Here is a 23,824-nt window from a genome sequence, read left to right as displayed (position 1 = left end):
GCTACTGTGGGGGATATTCTGGAGCCGACGAGGGGTGCCATGTTTTCTATCAGACGGACTGCTTTGACCGCCACGATGCTGCTTGCCTGGGGCGGATGCGCTCTCGCGGCAGACCCAGTGTATGAGGAGCCCGTGGTCGCTTCAGTCTATGACTGGAGCGGTGTCTACCTTGGCGTGCAAGGCGGATATGGCTGGGCTGATGCGGATGTGACGATTTTCACCAATCCACCACTTGTTGGAACGGCCGATCTGGACGGAGCATTTGTTGGAGCGCTTGCCGGCTATAATTTCCAGTCCGGAAATTTCGTGTTCGGTGTCGAGGGTGACATAAACAAGAGCTGGATCGAGCTCGACGATGACGGAGACGCCGAGATCGACTGGTTCGGGTCCGTGCGCGGACGCGTGGGCTACGCTTGGGATCGCACATTGCTTTTTGGCACGGCCGGTATTGCTTTTGCGCATGGCGAAGTGTCTACGGTTGTGGAAGATGACGATATGAGCTTCACCGGCTGGACCGCGGGGCTCGGTGCGGAACACGCTTTCACCGACAACTGGCTTGGACGGGCCGAGTATCGCTATTACGATTTCGGCACGGAAGACATCACGCGCGGGGAAGTCGACCTGACGATGCACACCGTCTCTGTAGGCCTCGCATACAAGTTCTAGTCTAAACGAAGCCAGCAGACGAACCGACTGCCGAGGGGCGGTCCCGGACGATCCAAGCCGGGCCTCAGGTATTGAGCGCAGGCTCCGGCACCGTCGTCGCTCTCACGGCATGACTGCTTGCGGTGCGGGCGTGAACTCATTTTGTCATGCCAACCTCGCCTGAAATCCCTGTCGGGGCGCGCCGCGCCCGACAGGGGCGTCTCCTCGTCTCTGAACAGTATCCAGGCTGAACCTTATCCGCTCGCGACGTGAGAGCCAGCCACAAGAAATTGCCTACGGCGGCCGGTTTCGTTGGCAAAAGGTGGGCGTTCCCTGCTATTCCCCCCTCAAATCAAAAGCAGTGGACTTGCGCATGACCAATGTCGCCCTGACCGGGCTTGCCCGCGATCTCGCCAAGCGCGCCGCGGAAGGCCGTCCGGTGCGCATCGGCGTCATCGGCTCCGGCGAGATGGGCACCGACCTGGTGACGCAAGGCATGCTTATGCCTGGCATTTCGGTGTGCGCCGTTTCGACCCGGCGCCCGCACACGGCACGTGACGCCATCCGCATCGCCTACGGCGACGAGGCGATGGCACGGGAGGCCGATACGCCGTCGAAGGTCAGCGAGGCGATCGAAAGCGGCAAGATCGCCATCACCTCGAACGAGATGCTGGTGACCAATCCGCTGATCGACGTGGTGATCGACGCTACCGGCAAGCCGGGCGTCGCCGCCGATTTCGACCTGATGGCGATGGAGCACGGCAAGCATCTGGTGATGATGAACGTCGAGGCCGACGTCACCATCGGCTGCTATCTGAAGCAGCAGGCCGACCGGCTCGGCGTTGTCTATTCGGTCGGCGCCGGCGATGAGCCGTCGAGCTGCATGGAACTGATCGAGTTCGCCTCGGCACTCGGCTACACCATCGTCTCGGCCGGCAAGGGCAAGAACAACCCGCTCAACCACGACGCCGTCCCCGATGACTATCGCGCGGAAGCACTGCGGCGCAATATGAACCCGCGCATGCTGGTCGAGTTCGTCGACGGATCCAAGACCATGGTCGAGATGTGCGCCATCGCCAACGCCACCGGGCTGGTGCCTGATATTGCCGGCATGCACGGCCCCAAAGCCGATCGCGATGAATTGGCCAAGGTGCTCATCCCGCGCGCCGATGGCGGCATCCTGTCGAAGAAGGGCGTCGTCGACTACACGATCGGCAAGGGCGTGGCGCCCGGCGTCTTCGTCATCGTCGAGGCGACTCATCCGCGCATCATCGAGCGTATGGACGATCTGCATATCGGCCACGGTCCCTATTACAGCTTCTTCCGGCCGTATCATCTGACCTCGCTGGAAGTGCCGCTCACCGCCGCGCGTATCGCGCTCTACGGCAAGCCGGACATGGTGCCGCTGCCGAGGCCGGTTGCCGAGGTCTGCGCCGTGGCCAAGCGCGATCTGGCGGCAGGAGAGACGTTCGATGCGATCGGCGAGACCTGCTACCGCTCGTGGACCATGACTGTCGAAGAGGCTCGCGCCAACCGCGCCGTGCCGGTCGGCCTGCTCGAAAGCGGCAAGGTGCTGAAACCGGTCAGGAAGGGCGAGCTGCTGACATCAGGCAATTCCGCACCCGACCCGACGACCAGGCTGTTCGCCTTGCGCCGGCTGCAGGATGAGATGCTGTACGGGGCTTGATGCCGTCGAGAGCGGGAGCTATCGGACGGCTTTCGTCCGAGCACGCTGGTATTGTCATGACAAACTCTCTATATTGTAGTGACAGCGAAGCGGAGGCCAATTACATGAATCTTCAGATCAGGGACCCGCGCGCACGCGAACTGGCGCGAGAGCTTGCTGCCAAACGAAAGATTTCGATGACCGAAGCGGTCATCGAAGCGCTTGAATCCGAATTGAAGCGGGAAAGCGGACGCATTCCCCTGGCGGAGCGGCTCGCTGCCATTGCCAACGACTTCAAGGCCAAGGCAGGCCAGGGCGGTCGGGCTATCAACAAGGATGAGATCGACGAAATGTGGGGACATTCCTAATGTTCGTCGACACCTCCGTGGTTGTCGCGATTCTTTCAGGAGAAGAGGATGCCGGCGAATGGAGCAACCGCATCGAGGCAGCGCCAGCAAGGATAACTTCGGCGCTGGTCGTGCTTGAAGCGGCGATGCGGCTTTCAACGATGCTCGCCGTCCAGCCGGTTGTCGCCGGGGACGCGATAGAGGCGTTTCTTCGCGAGGCTGAAATCGAAATCGTGCCGATCGACGCCGGCGATGCCGCGCTCGCGATCCAGGCGTTTTCAGACTATGGAAAGGGGCGTGGGCATCCCGCCCAGCTCAACTTAGCCGACTGCCTTTCTTATGCCTGCGCAAAAAGTCATGGCTCCGCACTGCTCTACAAGGGTAACGATTTTTCGCATACCGATCTCGCGTAATCCGCGAAGCCGCTATTACTTTCCCAACTCGATCGACCTTAGCCGCGCCGCTTCCACCGCTTCGGTGAGCAGGTGGGTCAGCCGGTCCTCGCCCATCAGCACGGCCAGCGCGGCGGCCGTGGTGCCGTTCGGGCTGGTCACCTGCTGGCGCAGCACGCCCGGATCTTCGCCGCTTTCGGCGGCGAGCGAGGCGGCGCCATAGACCGTCTGCATGGCCAGCAGCCTGGCCGTCTTGGTCGGCAAGCCGGCCTTCTCGGCCGCCACGGTCAACGCTTCGATGAAATGGAAGATATAGGCGGGTCCCGACCCGGACACCGCCGTCACCGCATCCATCAGGCCTTCGTCGTCGATATCGGTCACTTCCCCACTCGCCGAAAGCAGATCGGCGACGAAACGCTTGGTGTCGTCGGAAACCAGCCTGTTGGAAAACACCACCATCATGCCCTTGCCAATCGCCGCCGGCGTGTTGGGCATGCAGCGCACGATCGGCGCGCGATCGCCCAGAATGGCCTCGAACGTGGCGACCGGCGTTCCGGCGGCGATGCTGACGAAGGTGGTGCGGCCATCATTGAAGCGCTTGTAGGCGGCGGTCACGTCGCGGATCACCTGCGGCTTCACCGCGATGACGACGAGGGCCGGCACCGCGTCCGCCGGAATGCCGCCGGCATCTGCGGCGGCACCGCAGCCCAGCGCTTCGGCGCGCTTGCGTAGATCGGCATTGGGCTCGACCACGAAAACCGCCGCCGGGGGGAGCTTGCCCGATTTCAGCCAGCCCGAGAGCATGGCGTAACCCATATTGCCGCAGCCGGCGAGAACGAGCCTGATCGTCATGGAAAACCTCCGCTAAAAGGTTCTCCCATAGACGCTCGCGACTAGGCGGGAAAGTCCTCTTGGGATGGATGGCGTCAGGACAGGCCCCGAACTGCCATCGGCCGCAGCGACACCTGCCTCAGGCCGAACATGCCGAACACGAAGAACAACCAGACCGGATCGGCGCGATGGAAGAAGAAGCTTTCGAGGAAGGCGTTCAGCGCTGCGAACAGCGCCACCATCATGAAGAAGTCGCCGAGATAGATGTTTTCCTTGCGCAAGGGGATGCGCATGTAGTCGCGCAGCGGTGCGATCAGGAAAGTGTAGACCGCCACGCAGAGCGCCGGGATGCCCATCAGCACCGCGATGTCGAGATAGCCATTATGGCCATGCACGATGGTTCTGATATCCCAGGCCCGGTCGAAGGGCTGGTCCTGGTTGAGCAGCAGCGGCGTGCCCCAGAAGCTCTCGTAGCCGTAGCCGGTCCACGGCCGCTTCGCCAGCATCTCGCCGGCGAACTCCCACAGCGTCGTCCGCCCGGTGTAGGTCAGGTCGGGGAAATAGAGTGCCGCCAGATGCTTCACCGGCGGCAGGAAGACGATACCCAGCGTGGCGATCGCCGTGGCGATGATCGCCAGCGCAAACAGGATCGGCGTGCCGAGCCGCATGCCGATCAGGCTCGGCAGCACGACGATCAGGATCGAGAACGGCACCAGTCCCGCGGTCGTCTTGGAACCGGTGTGCAACATGAAGATCATCGCCGCGCAGAAGATCGACGCGCCCCATAGCCGCTGTCCGCGCCGGTAGAGGTACAGCCCGGCGAAGCTGAAGCAGGCCATGACAGGTCCGGCGATATTCTTGTGGGTGAACACGCCGCGCCACAGGCCGGCATGTTCCGGCTCCAGCGAAGCGGTGATGTGCAGTGCCTCGTGCGGAAAGACGATGAGGCCGACATAGGAAAGGCCCATGACGACGACGGTGGTAAAGATGATGACTTTCGAGAAAGCCTCGGCGTCACGGGTCAGCGCCAGGATCGTCGCCATTGTCAAAATGCCGATCAGCGTGAACGAAGCGGCGCGCATGGCCGTCGGCGGGTCGGTTGCCATCACCACCGACAGCACGAGGAAAGCCAGCATCAGCAGCCAGGACGGGCTGAGCAGCGAGCGCACCACGCGCGGGTCGGCGAAAGCCATCAGCGAGAAGATCGAGATCGCGCCAAGCGAGCCAAAGCCGAGCTGGTTGACAATGTCGCCACCGTCGCCGGTCATTTCGGCGCCGGCCGGCTGGAAGGGGCGGAACGACACCAGGATGACGGTAAACAGCAGCGCCGCGATCGCGGTCGCGACGCCGTCGCGCGTGAACGCCGCGCTGAGCGGCGCGCGCTCAGTTCTTCTCAGGCTGCCGGTATTGCTCATTGGCATATCCGAATTCGGCAAGCACGCGGCCGAGGGCGACATGAATGGGGTATAAGGCGGCCGCCGATGATCCCGTCCGCATCAGCCTGGCCGCACCGCGAAACGGCGAGGCGGCAAGCAGCGCCAGGCTCTTTAGAAAGACCTTGGTGCCGGCAAACGGCGTGCCAGCCCGTTTCTTCTTCTCGACCAGTGTCGAGATGACGCCATTGCGCAGGCTGCGGGCGCGGATCCAGTCGGCTTCGACGCGTCGGGCCGGGACGCTTTCCCGCACTTGCGCCTCGGCGCACCAGCCAAGCACAAAGCCTCTTTGCGCGGCGCGGCTCAGGAAATCGGAATCGCCGCCGCCTATGAAGTTGAATTTCAGGTCGAGGAAGGGCGGCCCCATGGCGGTGAGCACGTAACGCCCAACCAGCAGATTGCCGGAGGAATAGAGCGCAGGCACACGCCTGGTCTCCCGGTAGGGTGGCGCAAAGACCGGGTGCTCGGCCCATCCAGCATGGGCGGCGTCGGCAAACACAGGCCTTTGCGGGCCACCGACGATGTCGGCACTGAGTGTCTCGGCCGCCGTGCACATGCGCTCGAGCCATTGCGGATCGGCGATCTCGTCATCGTCGATGACCAGCAAGTGCCTGAAATTTGGAAAGTGCAGGATCGCCGTCTGCCAGCCGGCATTATAGGCGCTGCAATTGCCGCGCTCATGCGCAACGATGACCATGCCTGATATCTCGCCGCGCTCGAACAGCGGCAGCGCCGCCCTGGCGCCGGCGCGCGCCTCGGCCTCGTTCTCAATGACGATGATTGCGAAGCGTCTGCCGGTTTGCTGGGCCTTGAGCGATGCCAGCGTCGCCAGCAGCTGCTCGGGCCGTTTGAAGGTCGGCAGCGTCACGACCGCCTCGACGGCCGTCGTGACAAGTCCCGGAGAGCGCCCCACGATCGATACCGAATCGTCCGATGGCAATGGGATCATCCGTGTTCAGCCCGGGATGGTGAGTTTGGTCCTTGATAGCATCGCGACGATAACGTTTCGTTAATCACCTTTCGCGGACAAGCCCGCAAATCCGCGACTCCAGGCCGCCAAATACCTTCACTTAATCAAGGCTTCACCGCGCTTTGCTAGCTGTATCCGCTCAGGATAGGTGAGATGCATCTGCTGTTCGCCACATCGATCGTGCCCGACGGCGCTCTTGCCTCGGGCTATGAGATCGCCAATGCCGCGATCATCGCCGCGTTGCGGCGCGCCGGCGCGCGCGTCACGGTGATCGGCTTCACCTGGCCCGGCAAGCCTGCGAGCGATCCGCAAAACACCATCGTGCTCGGTGCCGTCGATGTGCGCACCGAAAGCGCGTCATCGCTGCAAAAGCTCGCTTGGGTTGCAAAGGCGCTGCTCTCCGGCCTCACTTTCGCGTCGGTCAAGCTGCGCGTGGTCACCGACAGCGAGGTCCAGGCCGCCGTCGATCGCGCCGGCCCTTTCGACGGCTATGTCTTGAATTCCGTGCAGTTCGCCGGCGCCTTCGAAAGCCTCTTCGGCGACCGGCCGTCGATCTTCGTCGCCCACAATGTCGAGCACAGTTCGGCGCTGCAGAACGCCGTTGCTGCCGGCGGTCTCCTCCAGCGCATGTTGTTTCGCCGTGAGGCCAAGCTGCTCAAGGTCATTGAAGCACGGCTTTGCCGCCGGGCACGCTTCGTCTTCACGCTGGCCGAGGAAGATCGCTCAGCGCTCGGCGTCGGCTCCGACGATCGTTCGGCGATGCTGCCGCTGGTGACTTGCGCCGAGCCGCCCGCGCAAAAAACCCTGCGCCGTATCGATTGCGACGCGGCGTTGATCGGCACCTGGACCTGGCAGCCGAACCGCATCGGCCTCGATTGGTTCCTGGACAAAGTGGTGCCGCATCTCAGGCCGGATTTCCGGGTCAGGATCGCCGGCAGCGTGCCGCCGGGCGTCATTTCCACGCATCCCGGTGTCGAATTCGTCGGCCGCGTGCCGGACGCGCAGGCCTTCGTGCGCAGTGCCGCCGTCATCCCGCTGATCAGCACCTCCGGCAGCGGCGTGCAGCTCAAGACCATCGAGACTTTCGAACTCGGCCTGCCTTCCGTCGCCACCAGCCATTCGCTGCGCGGCATCGATCATCGCCCGGTCAATTGCGTCGTGGCCGACGATCCGGTCGCCTTCGCCGGCGCCCTAGAAGCCGCGACGGCCAATGTCAGGGACGTCGACGGAAGCGCTTTCCACCGCCGGCAGGTGAAAGCGCTCGATGCCGCAATCAGGCTCGGCCTGAAAAAGCTCGATCCCATCAGGCAGGAGGTGTTCGCGTGAACATGCACACCGCCCGCGCCGCATTCGGGGTCGACAGTTTGAAATCGATCCTCGGTATATCCGTCCTCGCCATCCGCTGGGACGATGCGGTCGCTCTGCTGACCCGATTGATTGCGGAGCGACGCTTCACCAAGGTCAGCTTTCTCAACGCCCACAATGCCAATGTCGCCTACACGGAGCCGGTCTTTGCCGAGGCGCTCGACGATTTTCTCATCCTGCCTGACGGTGTCGGTGTCGATCTGGCGGCGAAACTGCTCTACGGAACGTGGTTTCCCGACAATCTCAACGGCACCGATTTCATCCCTGCTTTCCTCCAGGCGTCCGTCAGGCCGCTGACCGTGGGGCTGCTCGGCGCGACGCAGGCCAACGCCGAGGCGGCATCGAAGAAGCTGGCAGCGCTCGCGTTGCAGCACAGATTCGTGGTCATCCACGACGGCTATTTCTCCCCCGCAGAGGAGCCGGCAATCGTCGATCGCATCGCCAGATTGCGGCCGGACGTGCTGCTTGTCGCCATGGGCGTGCCGCGCCAGGAATTGTGGATCGCGCGCCACATCGATGCGCGCCACTGCACACTGCCGATCGCCGTCGGCGCGCTGCTCGATTTCCTGAGCGGCGCGGTGCCGCGGGCGCCGCTGTGGATGCGCCGGCTCAGGCTCGAATGGCTGTTTCGGCTGTGGATCGAGCCGGGCCGCCTCTGGCGCCGCTATGTCGTCGGTAATCCTGTGTTTCTGTGGCGCGTCATTGGCCAGAAATTCTTGCGCAGGCCCGCCCCTGCCAGATCAGGCCGCGGAGCAGGCTCCGGAGTGGGCCGTTGAACAGCCGGTTCGTGCCGAGCCCTGCCGCCGCCCCCGATGTCCTTCGCCGGACGCCGACGGCGGCGGTCCTGACGGCAAGCTATGCGCCGGATTTGGAGCGTTGTCGCCTGCTGTGCGAAACCCTCGACCGCTACGTTTCCGGCGTGGCGCACCACTATATTCTTGTCGAGCATCGCGACGTGACGTTGTTTCGCCAGTTGGAGAACAGCCGCCGCACCGTCGTCGACGAGCGGGACCTGTTGCCGCGCTGGCTGCACGCCTTCGACGATCCACTGAGCCTGTTCCGCCGGCGCATCTGGCTCAGCCTGAAGACCATGCCGCTGCGCGGCTGGCATGTGCAGCAGCTTCGCCGCATCGCGATATCAGCGCGTGCCGGGGAAGACGTGCTGATCTTCTGCGATTCCGACGTGGCGTTCCTAAAACCTTTCGACTGCAGCGCCTTCTGGCGCGATGGCAAGGTGCGTCTGTTCCGCCGCGACGGCGTGCTGTCCGAAGGCCATGAGGAACACCGGATCTGGTCGCGCAATGCGGGCTCGGCGCTCGGCATCGAGCCATCAGAGGTTTCCACCCACGATTACATTTCGACGCTGATCGCATGGCGCCGCGAAACAGTGACCGCCATGTGTGCCCGGATCGAGAAGGTCCATGGCCGCAACTGGGTCGAAATCGTCGGTGCGGTGCGCAAATTCTCCGAATGCATGATCTACGGCCGCTATGTCGACGACGTGCTCGCCGGTGCCGGCCATTTCCACGGCTCGGAGGAATTCTGCCGCGTCCACTGGACGGGCGAAGCGCTGTCGGATGACGAGTTCCGCCGCTTCGTCGCCGCCATGGCGCCGGAACAAGTGGCCATCGGCATGCAGTCCTTCATCGGCACGGATATCGGCCGAATCCGCCGCCTGATCGGGCTCGACTAGTCCTTGGGTCAGACCCTGAACGACCGGTTTCGACCCCTTGCCGTTTTCCCGGTAGGGGTGATGAAAGGGTGGAAGTCACCTGTTACAGACGGAAGCGCAGGTTCCGTCGCGTGAGTTCGTTGACCGAGGTGCAGCCCATCAGCTTCATGCCACGCTCGATCTCGATGTGCATCAATTCCAGCGCGCGTTCGACGCCGACCTGCCCGGCGGCCGCCAGTGGGAAGAGATAGTAGCGGCCCAATCCGACGGCTTTTGCGCCCAGCGAGAGCGCCTTGAGCACATGCGTGCCGCGCTGCACGCCGCCATCCATCATCACATCGATTCTGTCTCCCACCGCATCGACGATCTCCGCAAGCTGGTCGAACGCGGTACGCGAGCCGTCGAGTTGTCGACCGCCGTGATTGGAGAGGACAATTCCGGTGCAGCCAATCTCGACCGCACGCCTGGCGTCCTCGACCGACATGATGCCTTTCAGGCAGAACTGTCCGCCCCAGTGCTGCACCATCTCGGCAACGTCGTTCCACGACATTGCGGGGTCCAACATCTCCGTGAAGTAGCGGCTGATCGACATCGCGCCGCCGCCCATGTCGACATGACCGTCGAGCTGCGGCAGCTTGAACCGCTCATGCGTGTAGTAGTTGATCGCCCACGATGGTTTGACCGCGAACTGGGCGATGCCAGCGAGGTTGAGCTTGAAGGGAATAGCGAACCCCGTTCGCTTGTCACGCTCGCGGTTGCCGCCGGTGATGCTGTCGACCGTCAACATCATCACCTCTACCCCCGCCTGCTTGGCCCGGGCCATCATCTCACGGTTCAATCCACGGTCCTTGTGGAAGTAGAATTGGTAGACTTGCGGCCCATTGCTGATCCGGCGCGCCTCTTCGAGGCTGACGGTGCCGAGCGAGGAGACGCCGAACATCGTGCCATATTTCGCCGCCGCTGCCGCCACCGCACGTTCGCCCTGATGGTGGAACAGGCGCTGGAGCGCCGTTGGCGAGCAGTAGACCGGCATCGCCAGCTTCTGGCCCATGACGGTCACCGACATGTCCACATTGATCACGCCGCGCAGGACGTTCGGCACCAGGTCGCAGTCGTCGAAGGCAGCCCGGTTGCGCCGATAGGTGACTTCGTCATCGGCCGCACCGTCAATGTAGTTGAAGATCGGTCGGGGAAGGCGCTGTTTGGCCATGCTGCGGAAGTCATGGAAGTTGTGGCAGTTGCTCAGACGCATCTCTCATCACTCTGTTGGCCCGGGCTCAACTCCGTTGGCCTGGGCCCACCTGCCCGATAGCACACTGCTGCGCAATGCCTAAACTGAGGCGGGCTGAACGAGGGACGGCCGCAACGGGCCGGGCGTCGGCGGCCATTGACGGCAGCCGGCCGATTGCGTTTGCCCCTATACCGGCTTGGCCGGTTTGCGCATCGCCGAATAGGTGAGCAGCGTCGAGGCGAGATACAGCAGCAGGAAGACGACGTTGAGCGACAGCACCAGTCCCGGCGTGTCCAGGATGGTGGTCAGCACATAGGTCAGCAGGACCGCCTTCAGGCCGGCAAGCAGGGCCAGGTTGATCGCCCGCACCAGCGTCTGGCCGCGCGCGAACAGAAGCTCAGCCTGATATTCGACCAAATTGCGCAGGCCTGGCACGCAGATCGCCAGCGCCACCAGAGGGGCGGCCTCGGCAACATTCTTGCCCAGCGCGTTGGGAAAGAAATGCAGCACGATGGCGAGCGCCGCCAGCGCCAGCGTCGAGACCAGGAACACGCCGCCTTCGATGCCGCTCTTGACCGAAAGGCGCGACAGAAGTTCTGGCGCCCGCATCATGCGCTGCACCAGCATCATAGAGAAGGTGCGGATCGGGATCGCGGTCAGGTCGACCAGCCGCATGATGATCGCATAGATGCCGGCGAGGTGCGGTCCGCCGATCGCAAGCACCAGCAGCTTGTCGAATTCCATCTGCAGGTAGAACAGCACCTCCGCGCCGGCCACGTAGATGGAGTCGGCGAGCCGCCGCAGATAGAGTTCCAGCCGCAGCCGCAGCCTCTGGCGCGGATAGAAAAATCCGAAGGCGATGAGCAGTGAGGCGGCGTTGGCGCCGATATAATACCAGGACCAGACCCCTATGGTCGGCTGCGCAGCGAACATGAACAGCACGGCGCCGAGCGCCCGCAAGGCCGTTGCCAGGATCGTCAGCAGCGCGGCGCGGCCGAACTTGCCGAGGCCGTTGTTGACGATCAGCGCGACTTCGACCGGTCGCCACAACAGCGCCTCGGCAAAGACGATAGCCGCAAACACCGATAGCGGCACGGTGCTGGCAAAGAAGATCAGGTAGACGCCGTAGGAGGCGGCAGCCAGCAACGGCAGCGATATCACTCCGAGCAGCAGAAAGCCGGCCGTGAAGGTGCCGATCAGATTGGGGCGGATGGTGGCGGTTCGGTAAAGCGCCGAGATGAAGCCGAAGCCCAAAATGCGCGACAGCATCACGCCGGCCGCCGAAGCGGTCGCGAACACGCCGAACTCGGCGATGGACAGCGTGTTGGCCAGCGCGATGAAATAGGCGAGCGAAAACACCAGCCGCCCGCCTGCGCCGCTGATCGCCGAGAGATAGTCGCGAACCAGTCCCCGTCGCTCGGCCACGAAAGCGCCGATCCGGGCGAGGGGCCGCCTTTGCGGGATGTTGCCAGCCTGAGTCATGTGTCGGAGACAGCATAGGTTGGAAAGTTTAACGCGCCGTTCTGAACGCTTTTGTTGCTTCAAGAAGGACACAACCGAAGAGGGAAACCTCATCTTCAAGGCAGAGAAATTAACCTTTTGTTTCCTATGCTTGTTTAGCGTGGCTTAACGAATGGCTGACCGCGCGTCCAAGCCGCCAGGGGCAAGCTCCACGACAATGGTCGACAGGCAAAACCGTGAAGATTGGAAGCGCGAGCGATCCTTGCTGGCGCTCGGCCAGGCGATGCGCGGCGAAGACGACGCTGAACCATCGCTGGTTTCGATCGGGGACCGGGCGGACCCGTCATGGCGCGAGGATGCCGCCACGCGCCATCGTTTCGCGCGCTCACGCCGGGAGGCGCGAGCGCATCCGGAACTCTCCGCAGCTCCAGAGCCCTCGGCACCCCAGGAACGCCCGGTAGCTTCGGAATTCTCGGCAGACGATGAAACAAGCCAGCCTCGAGCCGGCTATGCATCCGCTTCGGCCGCCCGGATACCGCTTGAGACCGACGAGGCCGTTGAAGCAGACTATGCGGAAGCCAGGCTGCGGGAGGAGCCGGTTGCTGCCGGTGTTTCCGGGGACCGCCGTTTCGATGCCGATCCCCGACATGCCGCGTTCGAGCCTCGATACACCGGTGACGAGTCTCGATATGCCGCGTCCGAGCCTCGATACACCGGCGACGAGCCTCGATATGCTGCATTCGAGCCTCGATATCCATTCGAGTCCCGATATGCCGGTGACGAGCAGCGGTCTTCCCGCGACGACGGACAAGAATGGAAGCCGTTGATCGATCCGATGCAGGTCGTCCGCGGCATTGCCCGGTCGAAGCTGCTGATCGTCGCCATGACCATACTGGGCGCCACGCTTGGCGTTGCGATCGCGCTGTCGACGCCGAAGAAATACGAAGCCACCGCAGAGCTGATCGTCGACCCGCGCGACCTGAAGCTCACCGACCGCGATCTTACCCAATCGGTGGTTGCATCCGACGCCACGCTGGCCATCGTCGAAAACCAAGTTCGCGTGCTCATCTCCGGCACTGTTCTCAACAAGGTCGTGGACAAGCTCAATCTCGTCAACGATCCGGAGTTCAACGGGCAAGATTCCGGCGGCCTGGGCGTGATGACGCTCATCCGGTCGATCCTGTCGCGCAATGACGAGCCGGGTGCCGATGCGGACCGCCGCCGTGCGCTGGCCGTCGGCAATCTGGCCGAAAGCCTTTCGGTCGAGCGCGGCGGCAAGACCTTCGTCATCTCCGTCAGCGCCACCACGCAAAATGGCGAGAAGTCGGCTCTCATCGCCAACACGATGACGGACGTTTTCCTGCAGACGTTCGGTCAGATCCAGTCCGACACCGCTGGCCGCGCGACCAACGAGCTGACCGGCAGGCTCGACGAGCTGCGCAAGGGCGTGGAAGTGGCCGAGCGCAAGGTCGAGGATTTCAGGGCCACGCATGACCTCGTCGACGCGCAAGGTCACCTAATCAGCGACGACGAGATGCTCAAGCTCAACCAGCAGCTTGCCATCGCCCGCGCGCGCACGCTGGAACTCAACGCCCGTGCGGCGTCGGCGCGCTCGATCGACGTGAATTCTGTTCTGAGCGGCACCTTGCCGGAGGAAATCAACTCCAACACCATGAGCGAATTGCGCTCGCAATATGCGACGCTCAAGCAGGAGGCCGACCGCGCCGCGATCCGGTTCGGGCCGCGCCATCCCGAGCTCCAGGCGCTTAATGCCCAGCTTGCCGGCTCGCGCGATCGTATCGACGGGGAACTGCGCCGCATCGCCTCTTCGCTGCAGGTCGACCTGAAGCGCGCCGTGCAGCTCGAACAGGATCTGGCCTCCCGGCTGGCGCAGTTGAAGGTCCGCAGCGGCGACGTCAACAGCGACCTGGTCACCCTGCGCGAACTGGAGCGCGAGGCCGCCGCCAAACGCTCCGTCTATGAGCAATATCTTCTGCGCGCCAAGGAAACCGGCGAGCAGAAGGACATCAACACCGCCAACATCAACGTGATCTCCAAGGCCTTCGCCCCGCTCGAGCCAAACGGACCGTCGCGCGCCGTGACGGTGCTTGCCGGCCTGCTGGCGGGCCTCGCCTCTGGTGTCGGTCTTGGCGCCATGCGCGGTGCCTATGCGAGCCTGCGCGAAACCGCCAATGCGCGGCCGCGTCGCAGGACGGCCGAGCGCCCGACACCCATTGAAGACAAGGGATACGAGGCGCCGCCGCCCGTTCCGCCAGTCGAGGCCACCAGGCGTTCAGGTCCGATCAGTGCGCTGCTGTCGGCGGTGAGCAACATCGTGCCGCGCAAGGTGAGCAGAGAAGACCCTGCCAACACGCGTTCCGGCTCACCGGCCAGTGGCTCACCGGCAGTCGCCGAAAGCGCGAAGCGGAATCCGATCTATTCCGCTCGCCCGGAACCGGCGTCTCCCTTCGCGCCGCGTCGGCCGGCGCCTGCCGGCTACGAGCAGCCGCAAGCCGAGCAGGGCGCCTATGCTTCGCACCCGCAACAGATGTATCCGGCCCCGCCAATGCAGGCGTACCCCTATACGCAGCCGCCGAAGCCCGATGCCGGGCAAGTGCCTTATCCGCAGCAGCAGTCGATCTATCCCCGAGCCCCATGGGACAAGGCAAATCAGGCTTCGGAAGCCGCTGCACAGCAAGCCTCTATCGAGGAAATCCGAGCCAGCCTGCGCGAATTCCGCGAAGCCGTTCGCGAACTCACCGAAAGCCGATCGGGCCGCCGCTATTTCTGAGCGCCGAATAAAAGCCATCGGTTTCGAGTTAACGGCATAAGACGGCGCTTTGACGGGATTGCCCGGCCGGATTTTCGTGAAAATGCCGCCCGAAGAAGAATGATGTTGAAGGTGCTTCATGGCCGAGTTGATTGACGGAAAACGCATCGCCGAAGACGTGGTGCAGCGTGTCAAGGCCTTGACTGTCGAGCTGATGGAAAAGGGTGCGCGGAAGCCGGGTCTCGCCGTGGTCATCGTCGGCGAGGATCCGGCGAGCCAGGTTTACGTCGCCTCCAAATCCCGCACCGCCAAGGAATGCGGCTTTCATTCGGTCCAGCACACGCTGCCGGCCGAGATCTCCGAACAGGAGCTGCTTGATATCATCGGCGAGCTCAACGCCGATCCGGCCATCAACGGCATCCTGGTGCAGCTGCCGCTGCCTGGCCATGTCGATGCCGGCAAGGTTATCCAGACCATCGCGCCGCAAAAGGATGTCGACGGCTTCCACTTCATCAATGTCGGCAAGCTCGGCACCGGCGAACTGGAGACGGCGTTCGTGCCTTGCACACCGGCCGGCTCGATGCTGCTGATCGAGCGCGTGCGCGGCAAGGATCTTTCCGGCCTCAATGCGGTGGTCGTCGGCCGCTCCAACATTGTCGGCAAGCCGATGGCCAATCTTTTGCTCGCCGCCAACTGCACCGTCACCATCGCGCACAGCCGCACGAAGGACTTGGCTGCGCTGGCGCGCACCGCCGACATTCTCGTTGCCGCTGTCGGAAAACCTGAAATGGTCAGGGGTGATTGGGTCAAATCCGGTGCTACCGTCATCGACGTCGGCATCAACCGCATCGCGGCGCCCGAAAAGGGCGAGGGCAAGACCCGCCTGGTCGGTGACGTCGCCTATGCGGAAGCGGCGAAGACGGCCGGCGCCATCACGCCGGTGCCTGGCGGCGTCGGACCGATGACCATTGCCATGCTGATGGCCAACACGCTAGCTTCTGCCTATCTCGCGGCCGGGTTGAAACGGCCCTCCTTCTGATCCTGGAAAGCGCAGCTTTGCCGAACCTCACTGTTCCCTCAGAGCGGCCGGTCACGAACGATCCCGTTCAAGGCGGCCGGCAGTTCGGGTTCCTGCTGGTCGACAAGTTTTCCATGTTCTCGCTGGCCGCCGCAATCGACACGTTCCGGTCGGCGAACCGGCTGCTCGGCCGCGACTTCTATGGCTGGACGACCGTGTCGGCCGACGGCGATGCCGTCATGGCCTCCAACGGCCTGCCGCTCAAGATCGACTACGCTGTCGCCGATCTGCCGCCGGTCGATATCCTTTTCGTCTCGGTCGGGCTGACGACGGAGTTTCCCGGCAAGAGCAAGGTGCTGGCAGCGCTGCGCAGCTGGGGCCGACGCGGCAACGCGCTCGGCGCACTCTCGGTCGGCTCCTATCTGCTCGCCGAGGCAGGCCAGCTCGAAGGCTATCGCTGCACCATCCACTGGGAAAACCGCGCCGGCTTCGTAGAGCGGTTTCCCGACATCAACTGCACCGGCAATGTCTTCGAGATCGACCGCAAGCGCTACACCTGCGCCGGCGGCACCACCTCCATCGACCTGATGCTGGAGATCGTGCGCGGCGATTTCGGCTCGAGCCTCGCCAACGGCGTCGCCAACCAGTTCCAGCACGAGCGCATCCGCTCCGCCGGAGATCGCCAGCGCGTCGGCCCTGAGCGCGACCTGACCGGCAAATCGGAAAAGCTGCGGCGCATCGTCGAGCTGATGGCCGATCATCTCGACGAGCCGCTGTCGGCGGTGCAACTCGCCAAGTCGGCGGGTCTGTCGGTGCGCCAGGTCGAGCGCCTGTTCCTGCGTCACCTCACAGTGACGCCCGGTCGCTATTATATGCGGCTCAGGCTTGAGCGCGCGCGCGAATTGCTGCGCCAGACCAACATGCCGATCCTCGACGTGGCGATCGCCACCGGCTTCACCTCACACTCATATTTTGCCCAGAGCTATCGGCTGCAGTTCGGCCGGCCGCCTTCCGAAGAGCGGCGCACGACGTATTGAGGGGTTTGGCTCAAGGGCCGACCCTCCCACACCCTGCGTCCGGGCTTGTGTCCTAGTGCCGCGTCAAATAGCTTCCCGGAACTGACGGTGACTGACTGGGGGAGATTTTCATGGCGGGACTTGCACGGAGCCTCGCCGCGGCGATCCTCCTGTTGTGGATGACGACGCCCGGCCTTGCCGCCGACCGTGTCGTCATCGTTCTCGACGCTTCCGGCTCCATGTGGGCGCAGATCGACGGCAAGCCCAAGCTCGAAATTGCCCGCGAATCGCTCCGAACCGTGCTGCAGTCGGTCCCCGCCGACAAGGAAATCGGCTTCATGGCCTATGGTCATCGCGAGAAGGGCAGTTGCGAGGACATCGAGCTCATCGTGCCGCCGCAAGCCGGCTCGGCAGGTGCTGTTTCCGCTGCCGCCGACAGTCTGAAATTCATCGGCAAGACGCCGCTGACCGCGGCCGTCAAGCAGGCGGCCGAGGCGCTGAAATACACCGAGGACAAGGCCACCGTCATCCTGATCACCGACGGGCTTGAGACCTGCAATGGCGACCCGTGCGCGCTCGGCAAGGAGCTGAAGGCTGCCGGTGTCGACTTCACCGTCGACGTCGTCGGCTTCGGCCTGACCGCGGACGAGGGCAGGCAGGTCGCTTGCCTCGCCGACAACACCGGCGGCAAATACATCCAGGCGTCCGACGAGCAAGCGCTACAGAACGCATTGGTCGAAACTATCGCCGCCGCGCCTGCACCGGCGCCCGAACCAGCGCCTGCGCCGCAACCGGCGCCGGCTCTCGAGCCGGAAAAGCCAGAGTTCAACTTCGTGCCGACCGTGGTGCTAGCCGAGGGTGGCGATCCCGTCACCGACGGCAATTCCTGGGAGATCTACAAGGCGAGCTCCGACGGCACGCGCGGCGATTACGTCACCACCGAATACGGCGCCTACAAGGGCAATCTGGAACCCGACGACTACATAGTTGTCGCACGCGATGGCGAGGCCAGGACCGAACAGAAGCTCAAGGTCGAGGCGGGGCAGGTCTATAAGCCTCTCTTCGCGCTGAATGCCGGCACGCTCATCATTCACCCGCGGCCAAGTGAGGGAGCGGATGTGGCCGATGGCGCAGCTGTCGTGATCGCCTATCCGGGCGTCGATACGCCCCCGACTTATTATGGCGACACGAAAGTCGTGTTGCCGGCCGGCGACCAGAAAGTGACGGTCACGATTGGGCAGGGCGAGGTTACCGAAACCATCTCGCTCACGGCCGGCAGGGTCATCGACAAGGATATCATCGTCGGCGTCGGCCACGTCGTCGCCAACGCCTACTATGTCGCCGGCGGCGACAAGGCCGACGGTTCGGGCATCGGCTTCAAGGTGTTCAAGGCAAAAAAGAAGATCGACGGAACGAGGGAAGAGGTGACTTATGCCTATGGTCCCGACAGCAAGTTCGATCTGCCGCCCGATGACTATGTGTTGATGGCGACGGTCGACCTTGCCGTCGCCGAGCAGCCGTTCAGCGTCAAGGCCGGTGAGAACCAGGATCTGAAAATCGCCATCAATGCCGGCGTGCTGGCGATCACCGCGCCAGGGGCCTCGAAGATCGAGATATTCGATCCGAAAAAGGACATCAACGGCAACCGCAAATCGCTCGGTTACGCCTATGACGAGAAGTATCAGGCGGCGCTGCCGGCCGGCGACTATGCAGTCGTCTCGGAGAAGTTGGACAACAGCTCAAGGGAAAGCACAGTGACGATCAAGGCCGGCGAGCGAGCCGAGCTGACGGTGCAGTAGGGACGTAATTCGACGCCGGCAAAAGGGCGGCCCGCCAGCCACGGCATTGCGCCGCCCTTTTTTCACTGCAGTGCGAGTTCCGCCACGTTGTTTCCGAAGGCGCTGGCGCCGTGATCGGCACGGCCGACCATTTGCCGGAACCCAGCGAAAAGCTCGCGGCCGAAGCCGAATTCATTGGCGATAAGATCGCTGTCCGCCGCCCGTCGCAGTGCGAAATCGCCGGCCGGCACCAGCACTTCCAGCGTTCCGGCCTCGGCGTCGAGCCTGATGATATCGCCCTCATGGATCCTGGCGATCGGCCCGTCCTCGACTGCTTCCGGCGTCACGTGGATGGCCGCCGGCACCTTGCCGCTCGCGCCCGACATGCGCCCGTCGGTGACCAGCGCCACATGCTGGCCGCGATCCTGCAGGACGCCGAGCACGGTGGTCAGCCTGTGCAGCTCCGGCATGCCATTGGCTTTCGGCCCCTGGAAGCGGATGACGGCAATGAAATCGCCGGTCAATGTGCCTGCCTTGAACGCCTCGTTGAGCCCTTGCTGGCTGTCGAACACCTTTGCCGGCGCCTCGATGATGCGCCGCTCCGGTTTCACGGCGGAAGTCTTGATGACGGCGTGGCCGAGATTGCCCGAGAGCATTTTCAATCCGCCCGTTGGCTGGAACGCTTTCTTGAACGGCGCCAGCACCTTCTCGTCGCCGCTTTCGCGGGGTGAGGCCTCGCGCACCACGCCGCCATCGGCGCCGAGCTTGGCTTCGACCGCATAAGGACGCAGCCCTTCGCCCCAGACCGTCTGGACGTCCTCGTGCAGGATGCCTTCGTCGAGCAGTTCGCGGATCAGGAAGCCGAGCCCGCCGGCCGCATGGAAATGGTTCACGTCGGCAAGGCCGTTCGGATAGACCCGCGCCAGCAGCGGCACGGCTTCCGAAAGGTCCGAAATATCCTGCCAGGTAATGGCGATGCCGGCGGCGGCCGCCATGGCGATCAGATGGATGGTGTGATTGGTCGATCCGCCGGTGGCATGCAGGCCGACGATGCCGTTGACGATCGAGCGCTCGTCGATCATCCGGCCGACCGGCGTGTAGGCGTTGCCGAGCGCGGTGATCGCCAGCGCCCGCTTCGTCGCCTCTCGGGTCAGCGCGTCGCGCAACGGCGTGCCGGGGTTGACGAAGGAGCCGCCTGGCGTGTGCAGGCCCATGATCTCCATCAGCATCTGGTTGGAGTTCGCCGTGCCGTAGAAGGTGCAGGTGCCTGGTCCGTGATAGGATTTGGACTCGGCCTCGAGCAGCTCGGCCCTTCCTGCCTTGCCTTCGGCGTAGAGCTGGCGAACCTTGGCCTTCTCGTCATTGGGCAGGCCCGTCGTCATCGGCCCGGCCGGGATGAACACCGCCGGCAGATGGCCGAAAGTCAGGGCTGCGATTACCAGCCCCGGCACGATCTTGTCGCAGACGCCGAGATAGACGGCGGCGTCGAACATGTTGTGCGACAGGCCGATCGCCGCGGCCATGGCGATCACGTCGCGCGAGAACAACGACAGCTCCATGCCGGGCTGGCCCTGCGTGACGCCGTCGCACATCGCCGGCACGCCGCCGGCGACTTGGGCAATGCCGCCGGCCTCGCGCGCCGCGTCTTTGATCAGCGCCGGAAAAGTCTCGAAAGGCTGATGTGCCGATAGCATGTCGTTATAGGAGGTGATGATGCCGAGGTTCGGCACTTGGTCGCCGCCAAGTGCCACCTTCTCCGAAGGGCTGCAGACGGCAAAGCCATGGGCGAGGTTGCCGCAGGAAAGCACGGCCCGGTTGGCGGTGCGGTTCGAGGCCTCGGCGATGCGGCCGAGATAGGCCTCGCGACCAGGTCTGGAGCGTTGGCGGATGCGCTCGGTGATGGCTTCGATGTCGCGTCTCGCGGTCATGACGTCGGTCCTTTCACGCGAGGTCCCGCAAACACCTTCCGGCTATCTGCCGGGACCCTCGGCAAGTTGAAATCAGGGTGCCCAGAAAACCTCTACGGGCCTCTCGGCTGCGTCGAGCACGGCGCGAATGGGCTTTCGTGTTGCCGATGCCATCGCGCTCTCGAATGCCTTGCGCTTGTCCTCGCCCTCGATATGCAGTGCGATGAAGCCGGCTTCGACGAGCCGCGCCAGCGCCAGCGTCAGCCGCGGCTCGCCGGCGCTTGTCGCGTGAACCGGGAGCACGATCCTCGTCGAAGACGGGTCGAGCAATTTTGCCAGGTCGTCGGCATCGGGAAAGAACGAGGCGGTGTGGCCGTCGGTTCCCATGCCAAGCACGACGACGTCGAGCGGCCAAGGCAGCGACCGCAACATCCTGCTATCGGACTCCGACGCATCCTCGATGGTTGCTGCCTCTTCGTAGAGCGGCACGAAACGTGCGGCTGCAGCCGCGTTTTGCAAAAGATTAGCGGCGACCAGCCCGGCGTTGGAGCGCGGCGAGGAGGCCGGCACGCAACGCTCGTCGACCAGCGTCACCGTGACCTTGTTCCAGGCGATCGGGATATTCGAAAGCGATGCGAAAAATCTCGCCGGTGTCGTGCCGCCGGAAACAGCGAGCAGCCCTGTGCCGCGCTCAGCGATTGCATTGGTCAGGCGGCCTGCAACGTGGCCGGCAAGTGCTGCCGCCAGGTCCTGGCGTCCGGCAAACGCGTGCCAGTTGTAGGCGGCGCTGTTCAATTGCTCTCGTGCCATGTCCGCCCGTCGCGTTCGATCAGCGCAATCGAGGCCGAGGGGCCCCATGTGCCGGCCGTGTAGCCCTGTGCCTCTTGCCTTCCGCTTTCCCAGGCATCCTGGATCGGGTCGATCCATTTCCACGCCGCCTCGACCTCGTCGCGGCGCATGAACAGCGTCTGGTTGCCGCGGATGACATCCATGATCAGGCGCTCATAGGCATCGGGCGCGCGGCCGTCGAAGGATTGCGCGAAGCTCATGTCGAGCGGGATCTGGCGCAGCCGCATGCCGCCCGGCCCCGGATCCTTGATCATGATGAACTGCTTGACGCCTTCGTCGGGTTGCAGCCTGATGACCAGCTGGTTGGCGGAGATCGGCCCGGCGCTGTCGCCGAAGATCGAGTGCGGGATCGGCTTGAATTCGATGACGATCTCCGAGACGCGGGTCGCCAGCCGCTTGCCCGTTCTGAGGTAGAACGGCACGCCCGCCCACCGCCAGTTGCCGATTTCGGCCTTGAGCGCAACGAATGTCTCGGTGTTGCTGTTCTTGCCGAGCTCCTCGACATAGCCTTTCACCGGCCCGCCGGCCGAGGCCCCGGCACGGTACTGCCCGCGCACCGTGTGCTTGGGCGCTTCGTTGCCGTTGATGCGTTTCAGCGCGCGCAACACTTTCAGCTTTTCGTCGCGCACGGCATCGGCATCCATCGACGACGGTGCCTCCATGGCGACGAGACAGAGAAGCTGCAGCATGTGGTTCTGCACCATGTCGCGCAACGCGCCGGCCTTGTCGTAATAGGTGACGCGATCCTCGAGGCCGACCGTCTCGGCGACGGTGATCTGGACATGGTCGACATTGGCGGAATTCCACAGCGGCTCGTAGAGCGCGTTGGCAAAGCGCAGCGCCATCAGATTCTGCACCGTCTCCTTGCCGAGATAGTGGTCGATGCGGAAGATCTGGCTTTCATGGAAATCATCGCCGACCAGATCGTTGAGCGCGCGCGCCGAGGCGAGATCGCGCCCGATCGGTTTCTCCAGCACGATGCGCGAGTTCGGCGTGATCAGCCCGTTCTCTTTCAGCTTATGCGAGATGTCGCCGAACAGCGCCGGCGCGACTGCCAGGTAGAAGGCGCGGATGCATTCGCTGTCGCCGATCGCCTTCTTCAATTTGTCGAAGCCCGCGCCAGTGGTCGCATCGGCCGAGACGTAGGAAAGCCGGGCAAGGAACGTCTTCAGCTCCGCGGCGTCGATATCGGCCGGTCTCACATGGTCGGAAATCGCCTGCCTGGCGAAATCCCGAAATTCCTCGTCGGTCATTTTCGAGCGCGACGTGCCGATGATGCGCGTCGGTTCGGAAAACTGATGGTCGCGCTGGCGATGATAGAGCGACGGCAAAAGCTTGCGTTCCGACAGATCGCCGGTGCCGCCGAAAATGATGAAGTCGAAAGGGTCGACGGGAATGATCTGGCTGGTCATGGTCTGTCCGCTTTGACGCCGGTCGCTGTGACGCGGCTGATATAATCTAATCGATTTAGATTTTCCAGTGCCACGGCGTCACACTCCAAGGCCAATCGGCCTTTGCCGATTGGTCCTGATGTGTGCCCTTGACACTGGCGCAACCCGGACGCTTGTCGGCGAGGTGGTTCCGGGAGGCCTTCGCAGATGCAGCATAAAGCGGGACCGAGCTGAAAGCCAAAGGAGAAATCGAGAGTATATTGATCTTTCGGCCGCCATCGCCGGCGGTTGGCCGAGCCATCGTCTTCAATCATGAGTGAGAAAACCATGCGCCTGGAAAACAAAGTTGCCATCATCACCGGTGCCGCGTCAGGTTTCGGCGAAGGCATGGCCAAGCGTTTTGCCGAAGAGGGCGCGAGCGTCGTTGTCGCCGACCTCAACGCCAAGGGCGCCGAACGCGTCGCCAACGAGATCGGCCGCGCGGCGATCTGGACCCAGACGGACGTCTCGTCGCGTTCCGAGTTCGACGAGATGGTCCATGCCGCAAAGAGTGCCTTCGGCCGCATCGATATCATGGTCAACAATGCCGGCTACACCCATAGCAATGGCGACATGCTCGAGGTCGACGAGACGACCTTCGACCTGATCACGGCTGTCAACATGAAGGCGATCTACCACGCCGCTCTGGCGGTCGTGCCGATCATGGATCGGCAGGGCGGCGGCGTCATCCTGACCACGGCCTCGACGGCCGGCATCAGGCCGCGGCCCGGCCTTACCTGGTACAACGCGTCGAAGGGCTGGGCGATCACCGCGACCAAGTCGATGGCGGTGGAGCTCGCGCCCAAGAACATCCGCGTCAACTGCCTGTGTCCGGTCGCCGGCGAGACCGGCATGCTGGGAAAATTCATGGGCGCCGACACGCCGGAAATCCGCGAGAAATTTCGCGCGTCGATCCCGCTTGGCCGGCTTTCGACGCCGCTCGACATAGCCAACGCGGCGCTCTGGCTGGCGTCGGACGAGGCGGCTTTCATCACCGGCGTGGCGTTGGAGGTCGATGGTGGACGTTGCATCTGAGCCCTCCG

General features: G+C 63.7%; 20 protein-coding genes. 12 read left to right on the top strand and 8 right to left on the bottom strand.

The annotated features are described in order from the left end of the window. Positions 1–63: 63 nt before the first annotated feature. The 4 genes from EN885_RS16465 to EN885_RS16450 all read left to right on the top strand — a co-directional run bounded on the left by EN885_RS16465 (position 64) and on the right by EN885_RS16450 (position 3,071). A complete protein-coding gene (locus tag EN885_RS16465; protein WP_245461339.1) occupies positions 64–666 on the top strand; it encodes an outer membrane protein in 603 nt (200 codons plus the stop codon). Between the two features lie 352 nt (positions 667–1,018). Continuing rightward, entirely contained in the window at positions 1,019–2,332 is a 1,314-nt protein-coding gene (locus EN885_RS16460) for an NAD(P)H-dependent oxidoreductase (RefSeq protein ID WP_128242829.1), read from the top strand. A 104-nt stretch (positions 2,333–2,436) separates the two neighbouring features. Continuing rightward, positions 2,437–2,679, top strand: coding sequence for a type II toxin-antitoxin system VapB family antitoxin (locus EN885_RS16455; protein ID WP_128242828.1), 243 nt, complete (start codon positions 2,437–2,439; stop codon positions 2,677–2,679). Continuing rightward, complete coding sequence (locus EN885_RS16450; protein WP_095483519.1) at positions 2,679–3,071, top strand: type II toxin-antitoxin system VapC family toxin; 393 nt, start codon at positions 2,679–2,681, stop codon at positions 3,069–3,071. The genes EN885_RS16455 and EN885_RS16450 overlap by 1 nt, the downstream gene beginning before the upstream one ends. Before the next feature lie 15 nt (positions 3,072–3,086). Here EN885_RS16450 and proC read toward each other — a convergent pair whose 3' ends face one another. The 3 genes from proC to EN885_RS16435 all read right to left on the bottom strand — a co-directional run bounded on the left by proC (position 3,087) and on the right by EN885_RS16435 (position 6,263). Next, the gene (gene proC / locus EN885_RS16445) at positions 3,087–3,902 is read right to left on the bottom strand and encodes a pyrroline-5-carboxylate reductase (protein WP_128242827.1); all 816 of its coding nucleotides are present in this window, start codon (positions 3,900–3,902) and stop codon (positions 3,087–3,089) included. A 74-nt stretch (positions 3,903–3,976) separates the two neighbouring features. After that, positions 3,977–5,296 (bottom strand): O-antigen ligase, encoded by a 1,320-nt coding sequence (locus EN885_RS16440; protein ID WP_128242826.1) that lies wholly within the window; start codon positions 5,294–5,296, stop codon positions 3,977–3,979. Then, positions 5,265–6,263 carry a glycosyltransferase gene (locus tag EN885_RS16435; protein ID WP_128242825.1) on the bottom strand — a complete coding sequence of 333 codons (999 nt, stop codon included), beginning with the start codon at positions 6,261–6,263 and terminating at the stop codon, positions 5,265–5,267. Before EN885_RS16435 ends, EN885_RS16440 begins: the two co-directional genes overlap by 32 nt. A gap of 174 nt (positions 6,264–6,437) precedes the next feature. Here EN885_RS16435 and EN885_RS16430 point away from each other — a divergent pair, with 174 nt between their 5' ends. From EN885_RS16430 to EN885_RS16420, 3 genes are read left to right on the top strand one after another with little or no spacing between them, the layout of a single operon-like run. Further along, a complete protein-coding gene (locus tag EN885_RS16430; RefSeq protein ID WP_128242824.1) occupies positions 6,438–7,610 on the top strand; it encodes a glycosyltransferase family 4 protein in 1,173 nt (390 codons plus the stop codon). Beyond that, complete coding sequence (locus EN885_RS16425; RefSeq protein WP_128242823.1) at positions 7,607–8,425, top strand: WecB/TagA/CpsF family glycosyltransferase; 819 nt, start codon at positions 7,607–7,609, stop codon at positions 8,423–8,425. Before EN885_RS16430 ends, EN885_RS16425 begins: the two co-directional genes overlap by 4 nt. Next, positions 8,422–9,342 carry a DUF6492 family protein gene (locus EN885_RS16420; RefSeq protein WP_128242822.1) on the top strand — a complete coding sequence of 307 codons (921 nt, stop codon included), beginning with the start codon at positions 8,422–8,424 and terminating at the stop codon, positions 9,340–9,342. Before EN885_RS16425 ends, EN885_RS16420 begins: the two co-directional genes overlap by 4 nt. An 82-nt stretch (positions 9,343–9,424) precedes the next feature. On the opposite strand, the gene EN885_RS16415 is transcribed toward EN885_RS16420, so the two are convergent. Both EN885_RS16415 and EN885_RS16410 read right to left on the bottom strand, forming a co-directional pair. Beyond that, positions 9,425–10,573 (bottom strand): alpha-hydroxy acid oxidase, encoded by a 1,149-nt coding sequence (locus tag EN885_RS16415; protein WP_128242821.1) that lies wholly within the window; start codon positions 10,571–10,573, stop codon positions 9,425–9,427. A 165-nt stretch (positions 10,574–10,738) separates the two neighbouring features. Continuing rightward, a complete protein-coding gene (locus tag EN885_RS16410) occupies positions 10,739–12,034 on the bottom strand; it encodes a lipopolysaccharide biosynthesis protein (RefSeq protein ID WP_128242820.1) in 1,296 nt (431 codons plus the stop codon). Positions 12,035–12,230: 196 nt separating this feature from the next. Between EN885_RS16410 and EN885_RS16405 the strand changes: the two genes are divergently transcribed. The 4 genes from EN885_RS16405 (at position 12,231) to EN885_RS16390 (ending at position 18,616) form a co-directional block, all read left to right on the top strand. Next, on the top strand, positions 12,231–14,804 hold the full coding sequence (locus EN885_RS16405; protein WP_128242866.1) for a Wzz/FepE/Etk N-terminal domain-containing protein: 2,574 nt from the start codon (positions 12,231–12,233) through the stop codon (positions 14,802–14,804). Between the two features lie 118 nt (positions 14,805–14,922). Beyond that, positions 14,923–15,822, top strand: a complete 900-nt coding sequence (gene folD, locus EN885_RS16400) for a bifunctional methylenetetrahydrofolate dehydrogenase/methenyltetrahydrofolate cyclohydrolase FolD (protein ID WP_128242819.1) — start codon at positions 14,923–14,925, stop codon at positions 15,820–15,822. Between the two features lie 17 nt (positions 15,823–15,839). Next, the gene (locus EN885_RS16395) at positions 15,840–16,838 is read left to right on the top strand and encodes a GlxA family transcriptional regulator (protein WP_095483530.1); all 999 of its coding nucleotides are present in this window, start codon (positions 15,840–15,842) and stop codon (positions 16,836–16,838) included. Positions 16,839–16,948: 110 nt separating this feature from the next. Next, entirely contained in the window at positions 16,949–18,616 is a 1,668-nt protein-coding gene (locus EN885_RS16390) for a VWA domain-containing protein (RefSeq protein WP_128242818.1), read from the top strand. A gap of 62 nt (positions 18,617–18,678) precedes the next feature. Here the strand turns inward: EN885_RS16390 and edd are convergent, their stop codons facing one another. The 3 genes from edd to zwf form a co-directional block, all read right to left on the bottom strand. Continuing rightward, positions 18,679–20,523, bottom strand: coding sequence for a phosphogluconate dehydratase (gene edd / locus EN885_RS16385; protein ID WP_128242817.1), 1,845 nt, complete (start codon positions 20,521–20,523; stop codon positions 18,679–18,681). A 72-nt stretch (positions 20,524–20,595) separates the two neighbouring features. Next, positions 20,596–21,312, bottom strand: a complete 717-nt coding sequence (gene pgl / locus EN885_RS16380) for a 6-phosphogluconolactonase (protein WP_128242816.1) — start codon at positions 21,310–21,312, stop codon at positions 20,596–20,598. Then, positions 21,294–22,763 (bottom strand): glucose-6-phosphate dehydrogenase, encoded by a 1,470-nt coding sequence (gene zwf / locus EN885_RS16375; protein ID WP_126103655.1) that lies wholly within the window; start codon positions 22,761–22,763, stop codon positions 21,294–21,296. The genes pgl and zwf overlap by 19 nt, the downstream gene beginning before the upstream one ends. Before the next feature lie 306 nt (positions 22,764–23,069). Between zwf and EN885_RS16370 the strand changes: the two genes are divergently transcribed. Further along, positions 23,070–23,816, top strand: coding sequence for an SDR family oxidoreductase (locus tag EN885_RS16370; RefSeq protein WP_128242815.1), 747 nt, complete (start codon positions 23,070–23,072; stop codon positions 23,814–23,816). The last annotated feature ends 8 nt before the right edge of the window (positions 23,817–23,824 follow it).

It is taken from the genome of Mesorhizobium sp. M6A.T.Cr.TU.014.01.1.1 (genome assembly GCF_004022765.1).
In the GTDB taxonomy this organism is placed as follows: domain Bacteria; phylum Pseudomonadota; class Alphaproteobacteria; order Rhizobiales; family Rhizobiaceae; genus Mesorhizobium; species Mesorhizobium mediterraneum.
Note: the sequence above shows the minus strand (reverse complement) of the source record. Positions and strands in the feature narration are given on the sequence as shown.